Consider the following 16889-nt stretch of genomic DNA (forward strand, 5'->3'; position numbering starts at 1 on the left):
GCGATGCGTCTACTATGATTTCGACTCCACAAAGTTTACCCTTTCACCTAAATTCGGCAGTTCAACCATGAAGCACATGAGGTTGATGAGGTATTTCAAGAGATTACCTAAACATTGCAGCTAACCTTTCGGGTAAGCGAAAATTTTACACAACCTAATGACAAGTTATTGAATTAAGCTCTTATTCTTCATGGCGAGATGTTTTTCTAGGTTTCTTAGTTTGTGCACATGCGAAACATTTCCTTGGCTTTTTCGCTTTCAAGCCGGTGATCGACGATCGGTTTCGGATAATCGCAGGCCGCAAACTTTTTATCCCAAGTGTGAATAATACTCGGCGCGAACGGGCGTAATTCGGGTATCCACCGGTAAATATACTCACAATCCCCATCGAACTTCTGTTGTTGCAGCCAAGGATTGAAAATTCTGAAATAAGGCTGGGCATCGCAACCGGTGGACGCGGCCCACTGCCAGTTACCGTTATTCACACAGGGATCGTAATCGACCAAATGCTGCGCGAAATAACGTTCGCCCCAGCGCCAACTAATATGTAAATCCTTGACTAAAAAAGACGCGGTAATCATCCGCACCCGGTTATGCATATAACCGGTTCGATTCAATTCGCGCATCCCGGCATCGACGATCGGAAAACCGGTTCTTCCTTCGACCCAGGCATAAAACTGCGCCTGATCATTCCGCCACGGCAATGCGTCATATTTGCGCACGAATGCATGCCCGAATACCTCGGGAAAATGGTAGGCGATATGCGTAAAAAAATCGCGCCAGTAAAATTGACGCAGCAAGGGATGGCCGTCACCCAGCACGCATTGTACGACATAGAAAGCTTCGCGTATCGAAACGGTACCGAATTTCAAATGCGCCGATAACAGGCTGGTCGAGGCCAAAGCCGGGTAATCCCGCCGGTTTTGATACTCTTTAAGGTTTTCCAGGGCATCGAAAATTGCCAACGCCTGTCGACGCCCGCCCCGCAAGTTCGGACCGGCATTCGTTTTGAGTGGTTCGTAGTCGTACAACGGGCATTCCGGCGGCACGCAAAAACGGCCTTCCGCCAAAGTTTGCGGCAAGCCAACAGGAATCCTTCGCGCATTATTGTAGAAAGCGGTAAACACTTTATAAGCCGAGCCATCGCTTTTGAGGGCCTGTTCCGGCTCGTTCAATAGCACATCCGCGCATGAATGCCATGCGATGTCGAGCTCGATACAAACTTGCTGCAAGCGATAATCGCGATGCCGACTGAACGGCGTGTAGTCACGGTTGACAAATACGGCCTCGATACCGCAAGCAAGCACCCAATCTTTTACTATTTTCTCGGGTTCGCCTCGCACAATAGTCAAACATGCGCCGCGCTCTCTAAACTGCTCCCGTAAATCGTCCAGGCTTTGTAGCATGAATTGCAGCGCCGGCCTACTTTGGTAAGGATGCTCATCAATCTGAGACGGATCGAAGATAAAACAAGCCTGCACTTGTTCCGATAAGCGCAATGCTTCATTGAGAGCCGTGTTGTCATCGATACGCATGTCGCGGCGAACGATATAAAGTGATTTTTTATAGCAAGTCATCAGTTGGCAATATCATTTTCTACTTATCAGTCTATCCTTAAATTTTTCGAACGCCAGTCTCGGACGATAATATATACTTCGGACTCAGTAACCTACTGCCGTTAAGTTAAGCCTTCATTGAAATAAGCAAGAAACGAGCATGAAATAACTTCGACAACTGTTGGAAGGGGGTTTGGTGGCTCTATTGACAGGTGTCGGCGGCAGGGAAAAAGCCGCCGTCAAGCCTACCTGAACGTATTCACGGCGTCCTGTCAAGCGAGTCACCGAACCGCCTAAACGCGTACTCCTTGTAGAAGTTATTTAGTGCATATTCCTAATGCTTGCATTCAAGCTCTAATGTAACTCAAAAGCTTGCCATCCATGGCACTGGATTCCGCCAGTCCATGGCGGAATGACGAGTTTCCCTTTATTTAATGGCAGTGACTCAGCAACCAGTACTTCCTAAGCCAGTAAAACCATGAATTCGACTGCAACGCACAACACCATTGACAGCTCCGAAACCCAAGGCGGCCAACCGATACATGTCGTCATCGTCGGCGGTGGCTATGCAGGTTTGTCGGCCTTAATAACGCTGAGAAAAGCTGCACCCGATGCACGCATCACGTTGATCGACCCGAAACCTTGGCACTTGATCATCACAAGACTACACGAAACCATACATAGACCTCTGGAAAGCATTCGCATTTCCTATGAGACATTGGCCGAACGTTTTCAATTCGACCACCGGCAATACGCCGTCGATATCGATGAAAACCGGCTAAAAGACTGGCAGGATCAACGAACCATTAAACTCGACACCGAAACGCTGCACTTCGATTTTTTGCTGATAGCCACAGGAGCCTCTTCCGGCATGCCGCTTCGCCGGCCGAATTTTTATGATTTGACCGCATTGACACTGAATTCAGGGGCCGAGATTCTTGAACGCTTTGTCAGCAATGGCGGACCGGAAAAAACGATCAACCTTATTGGAGGCGGCCCGACCGGCATACAGTTCGCACTTGAAATAGACCATGTCTTAAAAGCGATGCATGCCGATTTTCGGTTGAATGTGTACGATGCGCATGTAAAATTGCTGGGCCAATTTCCGCATGCATTCGGCGATTATGTCGAACAACGTATGATCGAAAAGCGTATCGCATTCATGCCGGAGTGGCATTTTGAAAGTAGCGCCGAACAAATGGCGTATCTGGTGCATAAACAGGGCGAACGTCATAATATTCCGGATTCGCAGCTAACCTTGCTGCTCACCGGAAAAAAACCGCAACCGCTATGGCATGCAAACAGTTCAGGACAAATCCGTTTAGGCAAGCAAACATTGACGCGGATTTTTACCGCCGGCGATTGTTCGCATTACGACATGATGGGGTCGAACTCGATGACGGCTCAATCGGCTTTACGCAAAGGCCGCGCCGCCGCTAAAAACATTCTGCTGGAAGCCGGATTGACCCGTTTTTGTTTGCCTTACATGCACCGCGACATCGGCTATGTATTGAGCCTTGGCCCCTCGGATGCGGTAGGCTGGGTCGGTAACCCCGGCAACATCGTCAAAGGCGTGCCGGCATACTTGATCAAGGAAACGACCGAGATGCAATACGACCTATTGCTTTCCGGCGTGGATAGCTATATCGGTTAAATGAACGGGATAACTGTTGTCTTATCTCGATAAAGTGGTAAGTTAATTTTTAAGCCACGGTTAAGATTGGCTCAAAATAAAACAAAAATCAACCGGTGATTGCCCCCATGAATAATCACGGATATCCGAAATCGGCGGTCGGATGAACAAGTTATCGACCTTCGAAATAAAATGCGCCATTTTTATAATCGCTCTGATTCCTTTTTTGCTGATGCTATGGAATGCCTTGACCGACTCGCTCGGCCCTAACCCGGTCGAAGCTTTGGCTCAAGAAAGCGGCATCTGGTCGTTAAGATTTCTGCTGATTACGCTGGCATTTACGCCGGCTAAGATGATTTTCAAACAACCTGGCCTGCAAAAATACAGACGCGTCGTTGCTTTGTTCACTTTTTTCTATTGCTCGGTGCATTTTCTCATCTTTATCGGTTTCGAACATTCATTCAGTTTTGCTCTAATCATTGAAGATCTCTATACCAGTCCCACTGTAATGGTGGGTTTATTGGCTTATCTACTGCTCGTCCCGTTGACCGTTACATCAACCAATAACATGATGAGAAAACTCGGGAAAAACTGGAAAAAACTGCACAGCGCAGTCTATGTGATCGGCTTACTCGCTATTTTGCATTTCGCCTTGACTGTAAAAGCCGATCTGACCCGACCTTTGTTTTATGGCTTCATTTTATTAACATTATTTGTCATCCGAGGCGTCGTCAGGAACAGCAAAAAAACAACCGCATGCAAAACTGAAGCCGTTAAGGATTAACGATTGCCAGAGCGACCGCTTCCGCTACCTTGATACCATCGACAGCCGCGGAAAGAATGCCGCCGGCATAGCCGGCACCTTCTCCGGCAGGAAACAAGCCTTTGGTATTTAGGCTTTGGAAGTCGACATCACGCTTGATACGGATCGGCGAAGACGTTCTTGTTTCGACACCGGTCAATACCGCATCATGCATTGCAAAACCTTTGATTTGTTTGTCGAATGCCGGCAACGCTTCTCTGATCGCCTCGATCGCAAAATCCGGCAACGCCGAGGCTAGATCGCATAAATTCAATCCCGGCGTATAAGACGGCAATACCGAACCTAAACAGGTGGAAGACCGACCCGCCAAAAAATCGCCGACTAATTGCCCCGGCGCATCGTAATTACCGCCACCCAATTCAAAAGCTTTTCGCTCCCATCGGCGTTGAAACTCAATCCCGGCCAAAGGGCCCCCGGGAAAATCGGTCGGATCGACATCGACGACGATCGCACTATTGGCGTTTCGTTCGTTGCGCGAATATTGGCTCATGCCGTTGGTCACGACATGACCGGGCTCCGAAGTCGCCGCGACCACCGTACCGCCCGGGCACATGCAAAAACTATATACTGCGCGACCGTTACGGCAATGATGCACTAATTTGTAATCGGCCGCACCCAATAGAGGATGTCCGGCCTGCGGCCCGAACCTGCATTGATCGATCATCGATTGAGGATGTTCGATACGAAAACCGATCGAAAACGGCTTGGCCTCGATATAGAAACCCCGTCGATATAGCATGCTAAAAGTATCCCGCGCACTGTGGCCGACCGCCAACACGACATGCTCGGTATCGATACGCCCACCCCCGGCAAGCACTACGCCTTTGACTTGTCCATTGTCAATTTCGATATCCTCGACCCGGCTTTGAAAGCGAATTTGACCGCCCAAGGATTCGATCTCGGCGCGCATCGATTCAACCATTGAAACCAACCGAAACGTACCGATATGCGGTTTATTGACATAGAGTATTTCAGGCGGCGCTCCAGCCTTGACGAACTCGGTCAAAACTTTACGACCTCGATAGCCCGGATCCTTGATTTGGCTATAGAGTTTGCCGTCTGAAAATGTACCGGCACCGCCTTCACCGAACTGCACATTCGACTCCGGGTTAAAATCTCGCTTACGCCACAACCCGAAAGTATCGACAGTCCGTTCACGCACCGCTTTGCCTCTCTCCAAAATAATCGGACGAAATCCCATTTGCGCCAAAACCAAACCGGCAAACAAGCCGCAAGGCCCGGTACCGATGACAACCGGCTGCTTGATCAGACCTTCGGGCGCCTTCGCAACAAAGCGATAAGCCATATCCGGCGTCGGACGAACCTGCGGATCCTTGGCTAAACGTTGCATAATTTCCGCTTCTTTCGTGGTTTCGACATCCACCGAATAAATCAGCATGATCGCGCCACGCTTGCGGGCATCGAAACTCCGTTTGAATATCGTAAATTTCAGTAGCTCGGAAGGTTTAATGACTAATTTTTCGAGAATCGCGGTTTTCAGTTGGTCCGGTTGATGATCGAGCGGCAATTTCAGTTCGGTCAGTCGCAGCATGCTACTTCGGTAAGATGATTTAAAGCCGCGAATTATTTCATAAATATCATTTTCGCACTTGAAATTTCAAAGCGGGCGGAGCTAGTTTTTCTATGATTTGTTCGATAGATGTCTTCCGCCGTTCAATGCTCTCGCAAAATCTGAATTGAGCTACAGCCCGCCATAGATTTTGTTTCGGCTCGGAAACTTTAAAATAAACATCGCCAGACAAATAGTCGGTAAAAAACCGCAAACCCAATTCGAATGGAATCAGCCGTATCGCCGGATAAAGATAGCGATAGTCGCGTTCGGTAAAAAACGCATGCGTTTCGGCCAAGTAATGCGTTAACACCGCTTCGCAAATAGCCGTATCGAATTCGTCGGAGCTTTCGATATGACATAACGAGCGGATGCAATCGCCGATGTCGTAATGAACCAGGCCGGGCTTGACGGTATCCAAATCGATTAGACTGACAACCCGATGCGTATTGCGGTCGAACAAAAAATTATTCAACTTAGGGTCGCCATGAATCACACGCACGGCCAATATTCCCCTTTGCTTTGCATATTCCAACACTTCCGACAACGCTTGTCGTCTATCGATAAAATCAGCGCAATACCGAACCGCTGATGAATCTTGAATTGCCGCCTTCTGACGAACTTGTCGATATTGCCGTAAATAATCCGGCGCGATATGAAAACCGGGCAAGGTATCGTGCAAACGTTCGACACTCAATCCACCGGCTAAACGATGAAAATAGCCTAACGCAAATCCTGCTTGCTCGGCTTGCTTGATATCGTCGACCGTTTCGAAACTAATTGTATTTTCGAGATATTGCAGCGCTCGCCAGATCTCGCCTCGCTCATCTTGATAATAAGATTCTCCGGAAATTGTTTTGACGATGGCAGGAATACGCAGCTTAAGGTCGGATTCAGCTTCTTGCGTTATATAGTTATTCAGTTCGCTCAAGTTGGCCATGATCAACTTAGGCTCGGCAAAAACCCGGGGATTGATCCGTTGCAAAACAAAACGCCCGGATACCGTATCGATTAAAAAAGTATCGTTGATTAGACCGTTACCCAAATCGCTGATTTGGGTGATAACCGATTGCGTAAACCGAGACGCTATCTCATGCATGTGTCTTTACACCGAAAAAAAATAAATATTCGACGCTCTGAAAGAGCAAAACAAAGGAAACAAACCAAAGGGGCGATAGCCAATCTTAGTTGATAGATATTTTTTCTGCTTTCGTAGCCCCATAACACAGTTGCAGGTAAGTAGTAATGGTGTTAATTTGCGGTTAAAAGCTAACGCTCCCAAATCGCTAAAGGTAGTAGCCGTAAATATTACTTAGGAACGAGCATGAAATAACTTAGACAACTGTTTTGGAAGGGGGTTGGTGGCTCGCTTGACAGGACGCCAAGCCTACATGGATGTATTCACGGCGTCCTGTCAAGCGAGTCACCAAACCGCCACAAAGCCTACTACTTGTATAAGTTATTTTGTGCGTATTCCTTACTTATACTCATCGTATATCAAAATTCGGCGCCGGGGTGTCCGTCAAAGGACGCCGTGAATACGTCCCTGTAGGCTCTATGCCAGCTCCATGCTGGCAAAGCCTTTGTCGAACACCCCGACGCCTCCTCTGGTATTGCCGAAATTTGAAGTGCGAAAGGTATAATTATTTCAAATGTTTGAAATACACTATTAAATAATTGAATCGTTTCAAAATAACAAATAACACGTGGTACTGTCATGATTATTTTTATGAGAAGAATTCCGTCTGACACCAACAAATTTGAAATAAAATCATTCATCGAGCCGGCACTTAACGGGAGATTTTTTGCCAAAAAAGGCTACATTAACACGATAAAAATATTACAAATAAGAGACAGTACTCGCAATACCAATGAATATCACGGGCTAGTCAGAATCGAACCCGATTCGGCCGGAGCAAGAGCGATAAAACAACTCAACAAACAACCGATTAACGGCAAAATGATTATCGTGCGCGAGTATTTTCACCGTTGCTGGCAAAACGATCCTCGGATCAGAAAAAACCATTCCGATATTACATTTGCAGACCGAAGAAAAGGCGATAGGCGCCGCAAAACACTGGAAGTCGCAGAAATGCCATTTGAACCATAACTGTCAACTTACAAAAGGTTTCCGGCAATTCATCCGGGGCTTATCATTTTTTACTCCCGGCTCAATAGCTCCTGTAACAGACTCTGCAATGCTTCCTTTTGTTTATCGATATGGAAACGATGTGAAACGACGATACTTATTAACGAATTCAGTGCGCATTCGAATACATCATTGACAATCAAATAATCGTATTCGCCGTAATGGCTCATTTCCGTCACCGCATCGCGCATGCGCCGAGCTATTGTTTCTTCGCTATCCTGTCCTCGATTACGCAAGCGCTGCTCCAATACGCTAACCGAAGGAGGTAAAATAAAAATAGCAATACAATCCGGCAGTATTTTTTTAATTTGTTGCGCCCCTTGCCAATCGATTTCGAGTATCACATCGATCCCTTGATTAAGACTTTCCTCAACGGTCCGACGAGCGGTTCCATAATAGTTATCGAACACCTGAGCATGTTCAAGAAATGCCTGCTCGGAAAGCATTGTCTTAAACTCGTCGACCGAAACAAAAAAATAATCCTGCCCGTCGACTTCTCCGGGACGTTGTTGCCTCGTCGTATGGGAAATCGAAACGGTCAATTTGTCGAGCTCCTCCGTTAACTGTTTAACCAAACTGGTTTTACCAGCTCCAGAAGGTGCGGAAATGATATAGAGATTGCCGGTTGTCATGACTCAAAGGGTATAAAATAAAATGGATGCATTCAGCTGAGCATTATATGTTGTTCACTCTTTCTAGGGAAACTTAGGAAAAAACTCCAGCAATTCCCAATTTGGGGATCAAAAAGGGTGTGGGGTGTGCTTGGCGAGGATGTCGGCAGCATGGAGCTGGCATAGAGCCTACATGGACGTATTTACGGCGTCCTTTGACGGGCACCCCGAGGCCGAATTTTCATCTACGATGAGTAGAGTTTCTGATAAACCGGACACCCAATAATTTCAACCGACACCACACAAAAAGCGCCCAAGCAAAAAATAACCCTAAATAAAACGGCTTAATAACAACAGGTCTGTTACAATGCCGCTAATTCCGGCGCACTTCAGTCTGCGCCGTACCTCGCGGTCACCTCCCCGGTACACTTCGATTTTCTTCACTTTATGCGAATCCCGCCTAGACTGACCCAGGGCATTCCCGGGTAGGCCATTCCAGGAGCATTTTCCAATATGTTATTTTCCGAACTCGGCCTAGCAGCCGAATTAGTCCGTGCTGTCTCAGAACAAGGCTACAGCACGCCAACACCTGTTCAACGTCAAGCGATACCCGCAATTCTCAACGGTCGTGACGTTCTGGCCGGTGCACAAACCGGTACCGGCAAAACCGCGGGGTTCACATTACCTTTGCTGCACCTGCTGCACACCCAAAAACCCAAAAGTAATCGACGTGCGGTAAGAGCACTGATCCTAACGCCTACGCGCGAACTCGCCGCTCAAGTCGGCGAAAGCGTCGATACTTACGGAAAATATTTACCGCTAAAATCGGCGGTAGTCTTCGGCGGCCTCAGTATCAACCCGCAAATCGCGCAATTGCGTCGTGGCGTGGATATCCTAATCGCGACGCCGGGTCGTCTGCTCGATCATATAGCACAGAAAACTGTTGATTTATCGCAATTGGAAATACTTGTACTCGATGAAGCCGATCGCATGCTCGACATGGGCTTTATTCGCGATATCCGTAAAATTCTTGCGTTGCTTCCGCCAAACGGTCACGATGGCCGACAAAACCTACTCTTTTCGGCAACGTTCTCCGATGAAATCCGTCAACTAGCTAACAGCTTGTTGCATAAACCGGAGCAAATCGAAGTCGCGCGTCGTAATACGACCGTCGAAACCGTAGCTCAGACGGTTCATCCGGTCGACCGCAACCGTAAACAAGAACTCTTGTCGCATCTAATCGGCAGCCAGGACTGGCGTCAGGTGTTGGTCTTCACGCGTACCAAACACGGCGCCAACAAACTCGCCGAAAAACTAGAACGCGACGGAATCGGCTCGGCCGCTATTCACGGCAATAAGAGTCAAGCCGCAAGGACAAAAGCATTGGCCGACTTCAAAAGCGGTGCGGTACGTGCCTTGGTTGCAACAGACATCGCAGCGCGCGGATTGGATATCGACCAATTACCGCATGTCGTCAATTACGAACTTCCCAATATTCCGGAAGATTATGTTCATCGCATCGGCCGTACCGGTCGAGCGGGCAATGCCGGAGAAGCCATATCGCTAGTCTGCGTCGACGAACACGATTTTCTGCGCGACATCGAACGATTGATCAAACGAGACATTAACAAAATCGAAATCGAAGGCTTCCAACCTGACCCGACCATCAAACCCGAACCGGTCTTCAAACAACGCCAGCAGCGCTCGCCTCGCGCCGGGAATGATGCCCGAAATAACGGTCAACGCAACAACGGCAAGCCAAATGAGCGCCAAGCAGCGAAGCCCGCTCGTAGTAAACCGCGCCGCGGTAACGGAGCAAATTCCGGCTCAGGCCGCCCGCAACAAGGACGCTCAGGACAAAGGCGCCTTAGCGCTTAGTGCTTAACGCCATTCGTTAAAAATTGGGGGATGCCGCTTCTTACTGCGAACATTTAGACCGTCGCGATCATAGAGGCGCTCCCACAATTTGCCGAAGCTCGGCGCAGACAATTCAGATCCCAACACGCCGTCATTTTTGGCGGGCAAATCCGATTCCGTTTATCTCAGCAATTCCCAATTTGGAGATCAAAAAGGGTGTGGGGTATGCTTGGCGAGGATGTCGGCAAGCCCCCATGGATGGGTTTACGGCGTTCCTCGACAGGCATACCCCACACCCTAAAATCGGCGAAACTGCTCAAACTGGGAATTGCTGCCGTTTATCTACAAAGTTGCAGAGCATTGGCGTTAACTGTTAAAAAGGACATCAAAAGACTCTTCACTGCTTAAGAGCCTCTGAAAAACAAGGTCGCTGAAAAAACGAGCCCGGAAGGAACAAACAATGGCTGCAAAATACACTCCCGATAACGAAAAAATTCCACTTTACAAACCTAACCAACTCCCCCGCCGAAAAAAACGCTCTGCAAAAAAAGCAAAGGCGCAACGGGTACTCAATAAATATACCTTGATCGCAAGCGGCATAGGCTTTATTCCCGGTCCCCTAGCCGGCCAAATTGCAGTCGGCGGCTTACTGGCAAAACTAATGGACGACCTCTGCAAAATTTACGGCCTGTCCTTTTCCGATCATCAAATCAAAATCACCGTCACGGCGATACTCGGCGGAGCCCATTATGACTGGATTAGCCATTATCTAATCAAATACGTCAAAGGCTACACCCCCATTTCCATATCGACCGGCTCGCTGTTACTACGCCCTGCCGTCTCGGGTTTGCTTGTCTATTACATCGGCAAGCTCTTTCTGCTGCATCTGGAATCCGGCGCCTGGGTTAGAGTCAAGGAAAAAGGTTTCAATCCATAAAAAGCATTGACCATCGCTGAAAATCTTGGAAACGGAGCGTTAGCGAAGTGAAGATTTTTAGTCCCCGATAGCCTTAGCGCCGGGTGTTTTGCCGGAGTCTGCGCGAATAGCGCAGGCGGAGGCAAAACACAAGGCATCGCGACACGGTGTAAAGCCATTTGTGGGAGTGCTACGGATCCGCATCGAGTATACGATGATGCGGCGTATTGGCACGGACGCAGGGCGAATCGGGGCCGCCGAAGGCAATAATCGCCAAGTCATTTTTCGCTGCTGAAATCGGACGGCCCCCATTTCAGCTTTCGCGAAAAATTTTGGCGCGTTTGGAAAAATAAAACTTTAATTCAATAGCTTGTCATTCGTTTGTGTAGAATTTTCACTCACCCGAAAAATTAGCTGGCATATTTAGGTAATCTCATAAAATACTTCATGTGCTTCACGGTTGAACTTGCGTAACTACCCGCCTAAACGCGCGGCGTGGCGTTCGCGGTTTTCGCTTCGGCGCTGTTCGCTCTTGCGCAACAGCACATAGACGGCCGCGACGCCGCCATGTTGTTTCAGTGCGGTGTGGCTGGCTTGTACTTGTTCCATTTCGGGCAACCATTGCGCCAAATAACTTTTCAATGTGGCGTCGGTGTTTCGTCCTCGCCCGAAAACGAGCAAAACGCTACGGATGTTGCAGTCTTGGCATTCGTGCACGAATTGCAGTAATTCGTCCCGGGCTTCGGAGGGCGTTTTGCGGAACAGATTCAAGGTCGCTTCCAGCGGATATTTGCCGAGTCTAAGATTTTTATAGACGCCGTCTTGTATGCCATCGCGCTTGTAGGTAATCCACGCATCGGCAGGCAGTGGTTTTCTGAGTACCAGCGATAGGGGGCCGTTGATGTCTTCTTTCGAATATTGCGCTTGTTGCCTGCGGTATTGCTGACCGGGTGTTGCCGACTGGGCGGTTTTCACAATGGTTTTGACGGGTGCTTTCAGAGGAACCACATCGGCCATTTCCTGAAAAAAGAGATCGATTTCTTGCTCGGACATCGCAACCTCCTGAACGGTTAGATAAATATCGACTGGGCACAGGCAAAAAAGGGCCTGAAGCCAAAGAGACACTTACTCTGAATTTTCGTTCTATCTTTTATTTCCGCAGTAAGGCGGTTTTATACTGCCATTCTTGCTCCGGTTCAACCGTCTCGACAAAAACCACGTCGTTTTTTTTCGACGACGCCAGCAATACGCCGTCTCGGTAAAGCAAACGATTGGCCGACTGCGGTCCAACCCTGTCGCCGCTACCGATAATGCCGGTCAAATTGAGCGGATCGACGGTACTAATCGCTATCAACTCGCCGGTTTTCGCTTGTTTGCGGCTATCTCGGAGCATCGAAACCGCTTGCGGCAAAGCAAAGTGTTCGCCGGCCAGGCCTTGCACGAAACGGCCGCCGCGCACTTCGCCGCGCGCTTCTAGACGACGATAGACATAGAGCAAATCGCGCCAAGAAGGAATGCCTTCTTCGTTATCGAGTAATTTGCGGAAGACCACGCCGTAGCGATTCAATAAAACGCGCGCAATATGCTCGACCGGCTCGTAAGCATCCGCACTGGCTTGCACCGGCCGCAACAAAGACCACCTGCCGGCTGTCGCCGAGGTATCGTGCGCGGGATAACGCCGGCTGCGGCGCTGCCGAATCGCGCTACTTTGAATCAACGTTCGAAGGCCTTGAAAGCTGTCGGCGGTAATCAATCCTGCGGCGACCAATTCGCCAAGCGCCTCAAATAATTGCGCATTCAACAAACCGGTTTCATCGCTGATTTCCTGAAAAAAACTGGCGCCCCAATTTTTCAAAACCGCGTGGACTTTTTGCGCGCCGCTCGATAGCTCGATCGCGTCATGATCCGGCAAGGGCGCATAGACGCGCCAAGAGGAAAGACGAGCTCTCGGGAGCAACGCGATTGATGTACTTTTACCGGCCGGCCTCGGCGTTTTGGCGGCACTTTTAAATTTCAGTCGCAGCCAAACGAAACGTCCGGTGCTGCAGCAAGTATCCAATTGCGATGCAAAATAGGGTTTCAAGCGTTTCGGCAGCACATCGCCTTCCCATGCCGCGGCGGGCAAATTGCAGCCTTCCAATTGCAGCAAAACTTTTTCCAAGGCCGCCTCGCCCTCTCGCGGTTCGTCCAGGCCGTGCCAGTGAAACAGAAAGCGCATGAAGTCGGCTTGCGCGACCGGCTGTATCTCGTTGCGTAATTGTTTGAGCGTGTAGCGATGAATCCGAGCCAACAGTCCGCGCTCGCACCATTCGGTCTGCGCGGCATCGGGACTGAACCGGCCTTGTATCGCAAAACCTTGCTGTTCCAATACGGCAAGCGCCTGTTCGACCTGTGGCGCCGATAGCCCCAGCGAATCGGCCAAACTGTTCGCCGTAACCGGGCCCAAACCTTCCAATCGGCTACGCAGGATGTTTTGCAACGCGGCATCCTCCGTCAATTCGGGATCGGCGTCCACGGCTTCTATCGTCGGCTGCACCGCTATTCCCGGAAACAGCAACTGCAACTCATGCAAGCGTTCGGCGGCCGTTAGAATGCGGTTTCCGTTCGGCAGCACCAGTAATGCCGCTCGTCCGGTCTGCTGCAGTTGCTCGAACAAAGTGTATTGTTCGCGCGTGCATTCTTTTTCAGCGATAAAACTCAACACGACCATCGCATCGTGCAATTCGTCGGCGGTGTTTGCTTCGGGCCAGGCTTCAAGCCGGACGCGCTCGATCGCGGCCGGATCGAGCCTGCCGATTTCGGCGGCTTCTTCGGCGTTAGCAAAGCGGCGTTGTTGAATCGCCAAGGTCCTTCTTTCCTCGGCCGGCGCGTCGTCCAAAAAAGCGTAAGGCCGTGCATTCAGAATTTCCTGCGCCATCGGCGACGGCGCGCTCAAATCCCGCGCGACAACTTTGATCCGCCCGCTTTCTATACCATCCAACAGCGCTTCGAGCCCGTCGATGTCCATCAATTCGTGCAGACAATCCCACAAGGCTTGATTGACCAGAGGGTGATCGGGAATTTCGCGGTCGCCGGCGATGTTTTCGAAACAAGCCAATTGATCGGGAAAAATCACCGCGATCAAATCCTCGGCATTGTTGCGTTGAAATTGTGCGGGAACTCTTTTGCCGGCCCGGTTACGCGGCACCGCGAGAGCGGTATTGGTCACCCAGCGCCAACGGGTCGGAAACATCGGCGCGGCCAACAAGGCCTGAACCAAGACTTCTTTTACGGTCGAAGCTTTCAAATAGCCGGCCGGTTCCACAAGCGGAAAACTGTGCGTCGGCCCGAGCGATAAAACGATATTGTCTTCGCTGGCGGCGGCCTGTAATTCGAAATTGAATTTGCGGCAGAAGCGTTTGCGGAGAGCCAGTCCCCAAGCCCGGTTGATCCTCGATCCGTAAGGCGAATGAATCACGAAATGCATGTCTTGCGTTTCGTCGAAGAAGCGTTCGAACACGATCGTTTCGAGTGTCGGTAACACCGTCAAGGCAGCCTTAGCTGCAGCTAAATATTGTGATAACTGCTCGGCGGCGACATGCGGCAAGGCTAAATCGATCAGATAACGATAGGCCGCGCCCTCGCCTTGTTCGAGAAGACTGTCGATCATTGCGGATAATCTTGAGACCGCTTCGGATAATTCGTTACTGCGACCCGGCGCTTCGCCGAACCAAAACGGAATATTCGGAGGCTGGCCATGTGCGTCCTCGACATGGACCTTGCCTTGCTCGACCTTGAGCAATCGGTAGGAATTATTGCCGAGTTGAAAAATATCGCCTGGGAGGCTTTCGAATGCAAAGTCTTCGTTGAGTGTTCCGACGAAAAGGCCTTCCGGCTGCAATATAACGTCGTAATCGAACAGATCCGGTATCGCCCCGCCGTTCAGCAACGCGGTCAAACGCGCGCCTTTGCGGGGCCTCAGCATGCCGTGTACGGCATCCCTGTGCAGATAGGCGCCCCGCCGACCGCGCCGCGTATGAAATCCGTCGGCGAGCATTTTGACCACTGCGCTAAATTGCATCTCGGTCAATTCCCGGTACGGCCAGGCACTGCGAAAAGCCTGATACAGTTCGGTTTCGCGCCATTCGCGGCAAGCGACTTCGGCGACAATTTGTTGGGCCAAAACATCCAAGGGATGCTTGGGGATCAGTATCGTATCGAGTAAATCCTGTCCGACCGCATAGAGTAAAGCGCTGCATTCGAGCAAATCGTCCCGCGACAACGGAAACAATCGGCCTTTCGGCGTAGCCCCCAAACGGTGACCCGAACGGCCGACCCGCTGCAGAAACGCCGATATCGAATGCGGCGAGCCCAACTGACAAACCAGATCGACATCGCCGATATCGATACCGAGTTCAAGTGAGGCGGTCGCGACCAGTGCTCTCAACCGGCCTTGTTTGAGACGTTGTTCGGCATTCAGGCGATGCTCTTTCGCGAGACTGCCGTGATGCGAGGTGACGGCTTCTTCGCCGATCCGCTCGGCTAGCGCGGCTGCTACGCGTTCCGCTTGGCGCCGCGTGTTGACGAAAATCAGCGTGGTGCTGTGTTCGACGATCAATTGTTCGAGACGGTCATAGATTTCGGTCCACACTTCGCCGGCCATGACTGCTTCGAGCGGCGAGCCGGTCACTTCGATTTGGAGATCGCGGCGACGGACATGGCCGGTATCGATAATCGTGCAAGGCTCGGCACGGTTGCCGATTAAATAACGGGCGATGCCGTCGAGCGGTTTTTGCGTTGCCGATAAACCGATGCGGACCGGTTCTGTTTCGGTCAACTGCGTCAACCTTTCCAGTGACAGCATGAGATGTGCGCCGCGTTTGTTGCCAGCCAAGGCATGTATCTCGTCGACGATGACGCTACGCACCGATTTCAGCATCTCGCGGCCAGATTCCGAAGTCAGCAACAAATATAATGATTCCGGAGTCGTGACCAGGATATGAGGCGGGAAACGTTTCATTGTCGCGCGTTCGGCTTGCGAGGTATCGCCGGTGCGGACCTGGGCACGGATCACGATATCCGGCAAAGCCGCTTCGAGCAGCGCCATGCCGATACCGGTCAACGGTTCTTCCAGATTTTTATGAATGTCGTTCGATAAGGCCTTGAGCGGCGATATATATAAAATTCGCGTTTCATCGGGCAACGGCGCTTCGATACCCTGCTTAACCAATTGATCGATCACGGCCAAAAAAGCGGCCAAGGTTTTACCGGAGCCTGTCGGCGCGGCGATTAATGTAGACGCCCCGCTTTGAATCGCCGGCCAAGCACGAACTTGGGCTTCCGACGGCTGTCCGAAACGCTCGATAAACCAGTCGGCCACGACCGGATGAAAGGCAGACAAAGAGTCGGTCACTGATATCGACTAGGGTTTAGCGAAAATAGACCCGCAAATGCACAGTAACTCATTTGAAATGACCGCATCGATAGATATAGATAGATAGATAGATAGATACTTGATTTATAGACGTTTGGAAAGTTTTTACTTTAACCTTAGACATGCCGAAGCACGGCAATTCAAATTGTATCCGATTAATTGCCACATATAACCTTTGCTAGTCAAATTTCGGCGTCGGGGTGCCCATCAAAGGACGCCGTGAATACGTCCATGTAGGCTCTATGACAGAATCCATGCTGCCCCAAAGCCTTTACCGAACACCCCGACGCCTCCATACGCTAATACCGAAATTTGAAGTGCGATAGGTATATTTAGTGCCGAGACCCAAGCAAACAGCAGT

General features: G+C 50.2%; 11 protein-coding genes. 5 read left to right on the forward strand and 6 right to left on the reverse strand.

Going from position 1 to position 16889, the window contains the following annotated elements; translation table 11 throughout:
* Nucleotides 1–215: 215 nt before the first annotated feature.
* A complete protein-coding gene (locus METBU_RS0112960) occupies nt 216–1577 on the reverse strand; it encodes a cryptochrome/photolyase family protein (RefSeq protein ID WP_017841033.1) in 1362 nt (453 codons plus the stop codon).
* A gap of 457 nt (nt 1578–2034) precedes the next feature.
* Here METBU_RS0112960 and METBU_RS0112965 point away from each other — a divergent pair, with 457 nt between their 5' ends.
* Together METBU_RS0112965 and METBU_RS0112970 are read left to right on the forward strand one after the other, a co-directional pair.
* Nucleotides 2035–3210, forward strand: a complete 1176-nt coding sequence (locus METBU_RS0112965) for an NAD(P)/FAD-dependent oxidoreductase (protein ID WP_017841034.1) — start codon at nt 2035–2037, stop codon at nt 3208–3210.
* A gap of 142 nt (nt 3211–3352) precedes the next feature.
* Nucleotides 3353–3973, forward strand: coding sequence for a protein-methionine-sulfoxide reductase heme-binding subunit MsrQ (locus METBU_RS0112970; RefSeq protein WP_017841035.1), 621 nt, complete (start codon nt 3353–3355; stop codon nt 3971–3973).
* Here METBU_RS0112970 and METBU_RS0112975 read toward each other — a convergent pair.
* Together METBU_RS0112975 and METBU_RS0112980 are read right to left on the reverse strand one after the other, a co-directional pair.
* Nucleotides 3963–5564 carry an NAD(P)/FAD-dependent oxidoreductase gene (locus tag METBU_RS0112975; protein WP_017841036.1) on the reverse strand — a complete coding sequence of 534 codons (1602 nt, stop codon included), beginning with the start codon at nt 5562–5564 and terminating at the stop codon, nt 3963–3965. The two genes, METBU_RS0112970 and METBU_RS0112975, sit on opposite strands and share 11 nt — an antisense overlap.
* 46 nt (nt 5565–5610) lie before the next feature.
* On the reverse strand, nt 5611–6681 hold the full coding sequence (locus tag METBU_RS0112980; RefSeq protein WP_017841037.1) for a phosphotransferase enzyme family protein: 1071 nt from the start codon (nt 6679–6681) through the stop codon (nt 5611–5613).
* 618 nt (nt 6682–7299) lie between these two features.
* Between METBU_RS0112980 and METBU_RS24080 the strand changes: the two genes are divergently transcribed.
* Complete coding sequence (locus METBU_RS24080; protein WP_017841038.1) at nt 7300–7692, forward strand: RNA recognition motif domain-containing protein; 393 nt, start codon at nt 7300–7302, stop codon at nt 7690–7692.
* 50 nt (nt 7693–7742) lie between these two features.
* On the opposite strand, the gene gmk is transcribed toward METBU_RS24080, so the two are convergent.
* Nucleotides 7743–8363, reverse strand: a complete 621-nt coding sequence (gene gmk, locus METBU_RS0112990; protein ID WP_017841039.1) for a guanylate kinase — start codon at nt 8361–8363, stop codon at nt 7743–7745.
* Nucleotides 8364–8855: 492 nt separating this feature from the next.
* Between gmk and METBU_RS0112995 the strand changes: the two genes are divergently transcribed.
* On the forward strand, nt 8856–10220 hold the full coding sequence (locus tag METBU_RS0112995; RefSeq protein ID WP_017841040.1) for a DEAD/DEAH box helicase: 1365 nt from the start codon (nt 8856–8858) through the stop codon (nt 10218–10220).
* A 439-nt stretch (nt 10221–10659) separates the two neighbouring features.
* On the forward strand, nt 10660–11136 hold the full coding sequence (locus METBU_RS0113005; protein WP_017841042.1) for a hypothetical protein: 477 nt from the start codon (nt 10660–10662) through the stop codon (nt 11134–11136).
* Between the two features lie 453 nt (nt 11137–11589).
* On the opposite strand, the gene smrA is transcribed toward METBU_RS0113005, so the two are convergent.
* Together smrA and METBU_RS0113020 are read right to left on the reverse strand one after the other, a co-directional pair.
* Entirely contained in the window at nt 11590–12168 is a 579-nt protein-coding gene (smrA, locus tag METBU_RS0113015; RefSeq protein WP_017841043.1) for a DNA endonuclease SmrA, read from the reverse strand.
* Nucleotides 12169–12265: 97 nt separating this feature from the next.
* A complete protein-coding gene (locus tag METBU_RS0113020) occupies nt 12266–16507 on the reverse strand; it encodes a DEAD/DEAH box helicase (RefSeq protein ID WP_017841044.1) in 4242 nt (1413 codons plus the stop codon).
* Nucleotides 16508–16889 lie beyond the last annotated feature (382 nt).

Origin of the sequence: Methylotuvimicrobium buryatense 5G (assembly GCF_000341735.1) — a bacterium.
Classification (GTDB): domain Bacteria; phylum Pseudomonadota; class Gammaproteobacteria; order Methylococcales; family Methylomonadaceae; genus Methylotuvimicrobium; species Methylotuvimicrobium buryatense.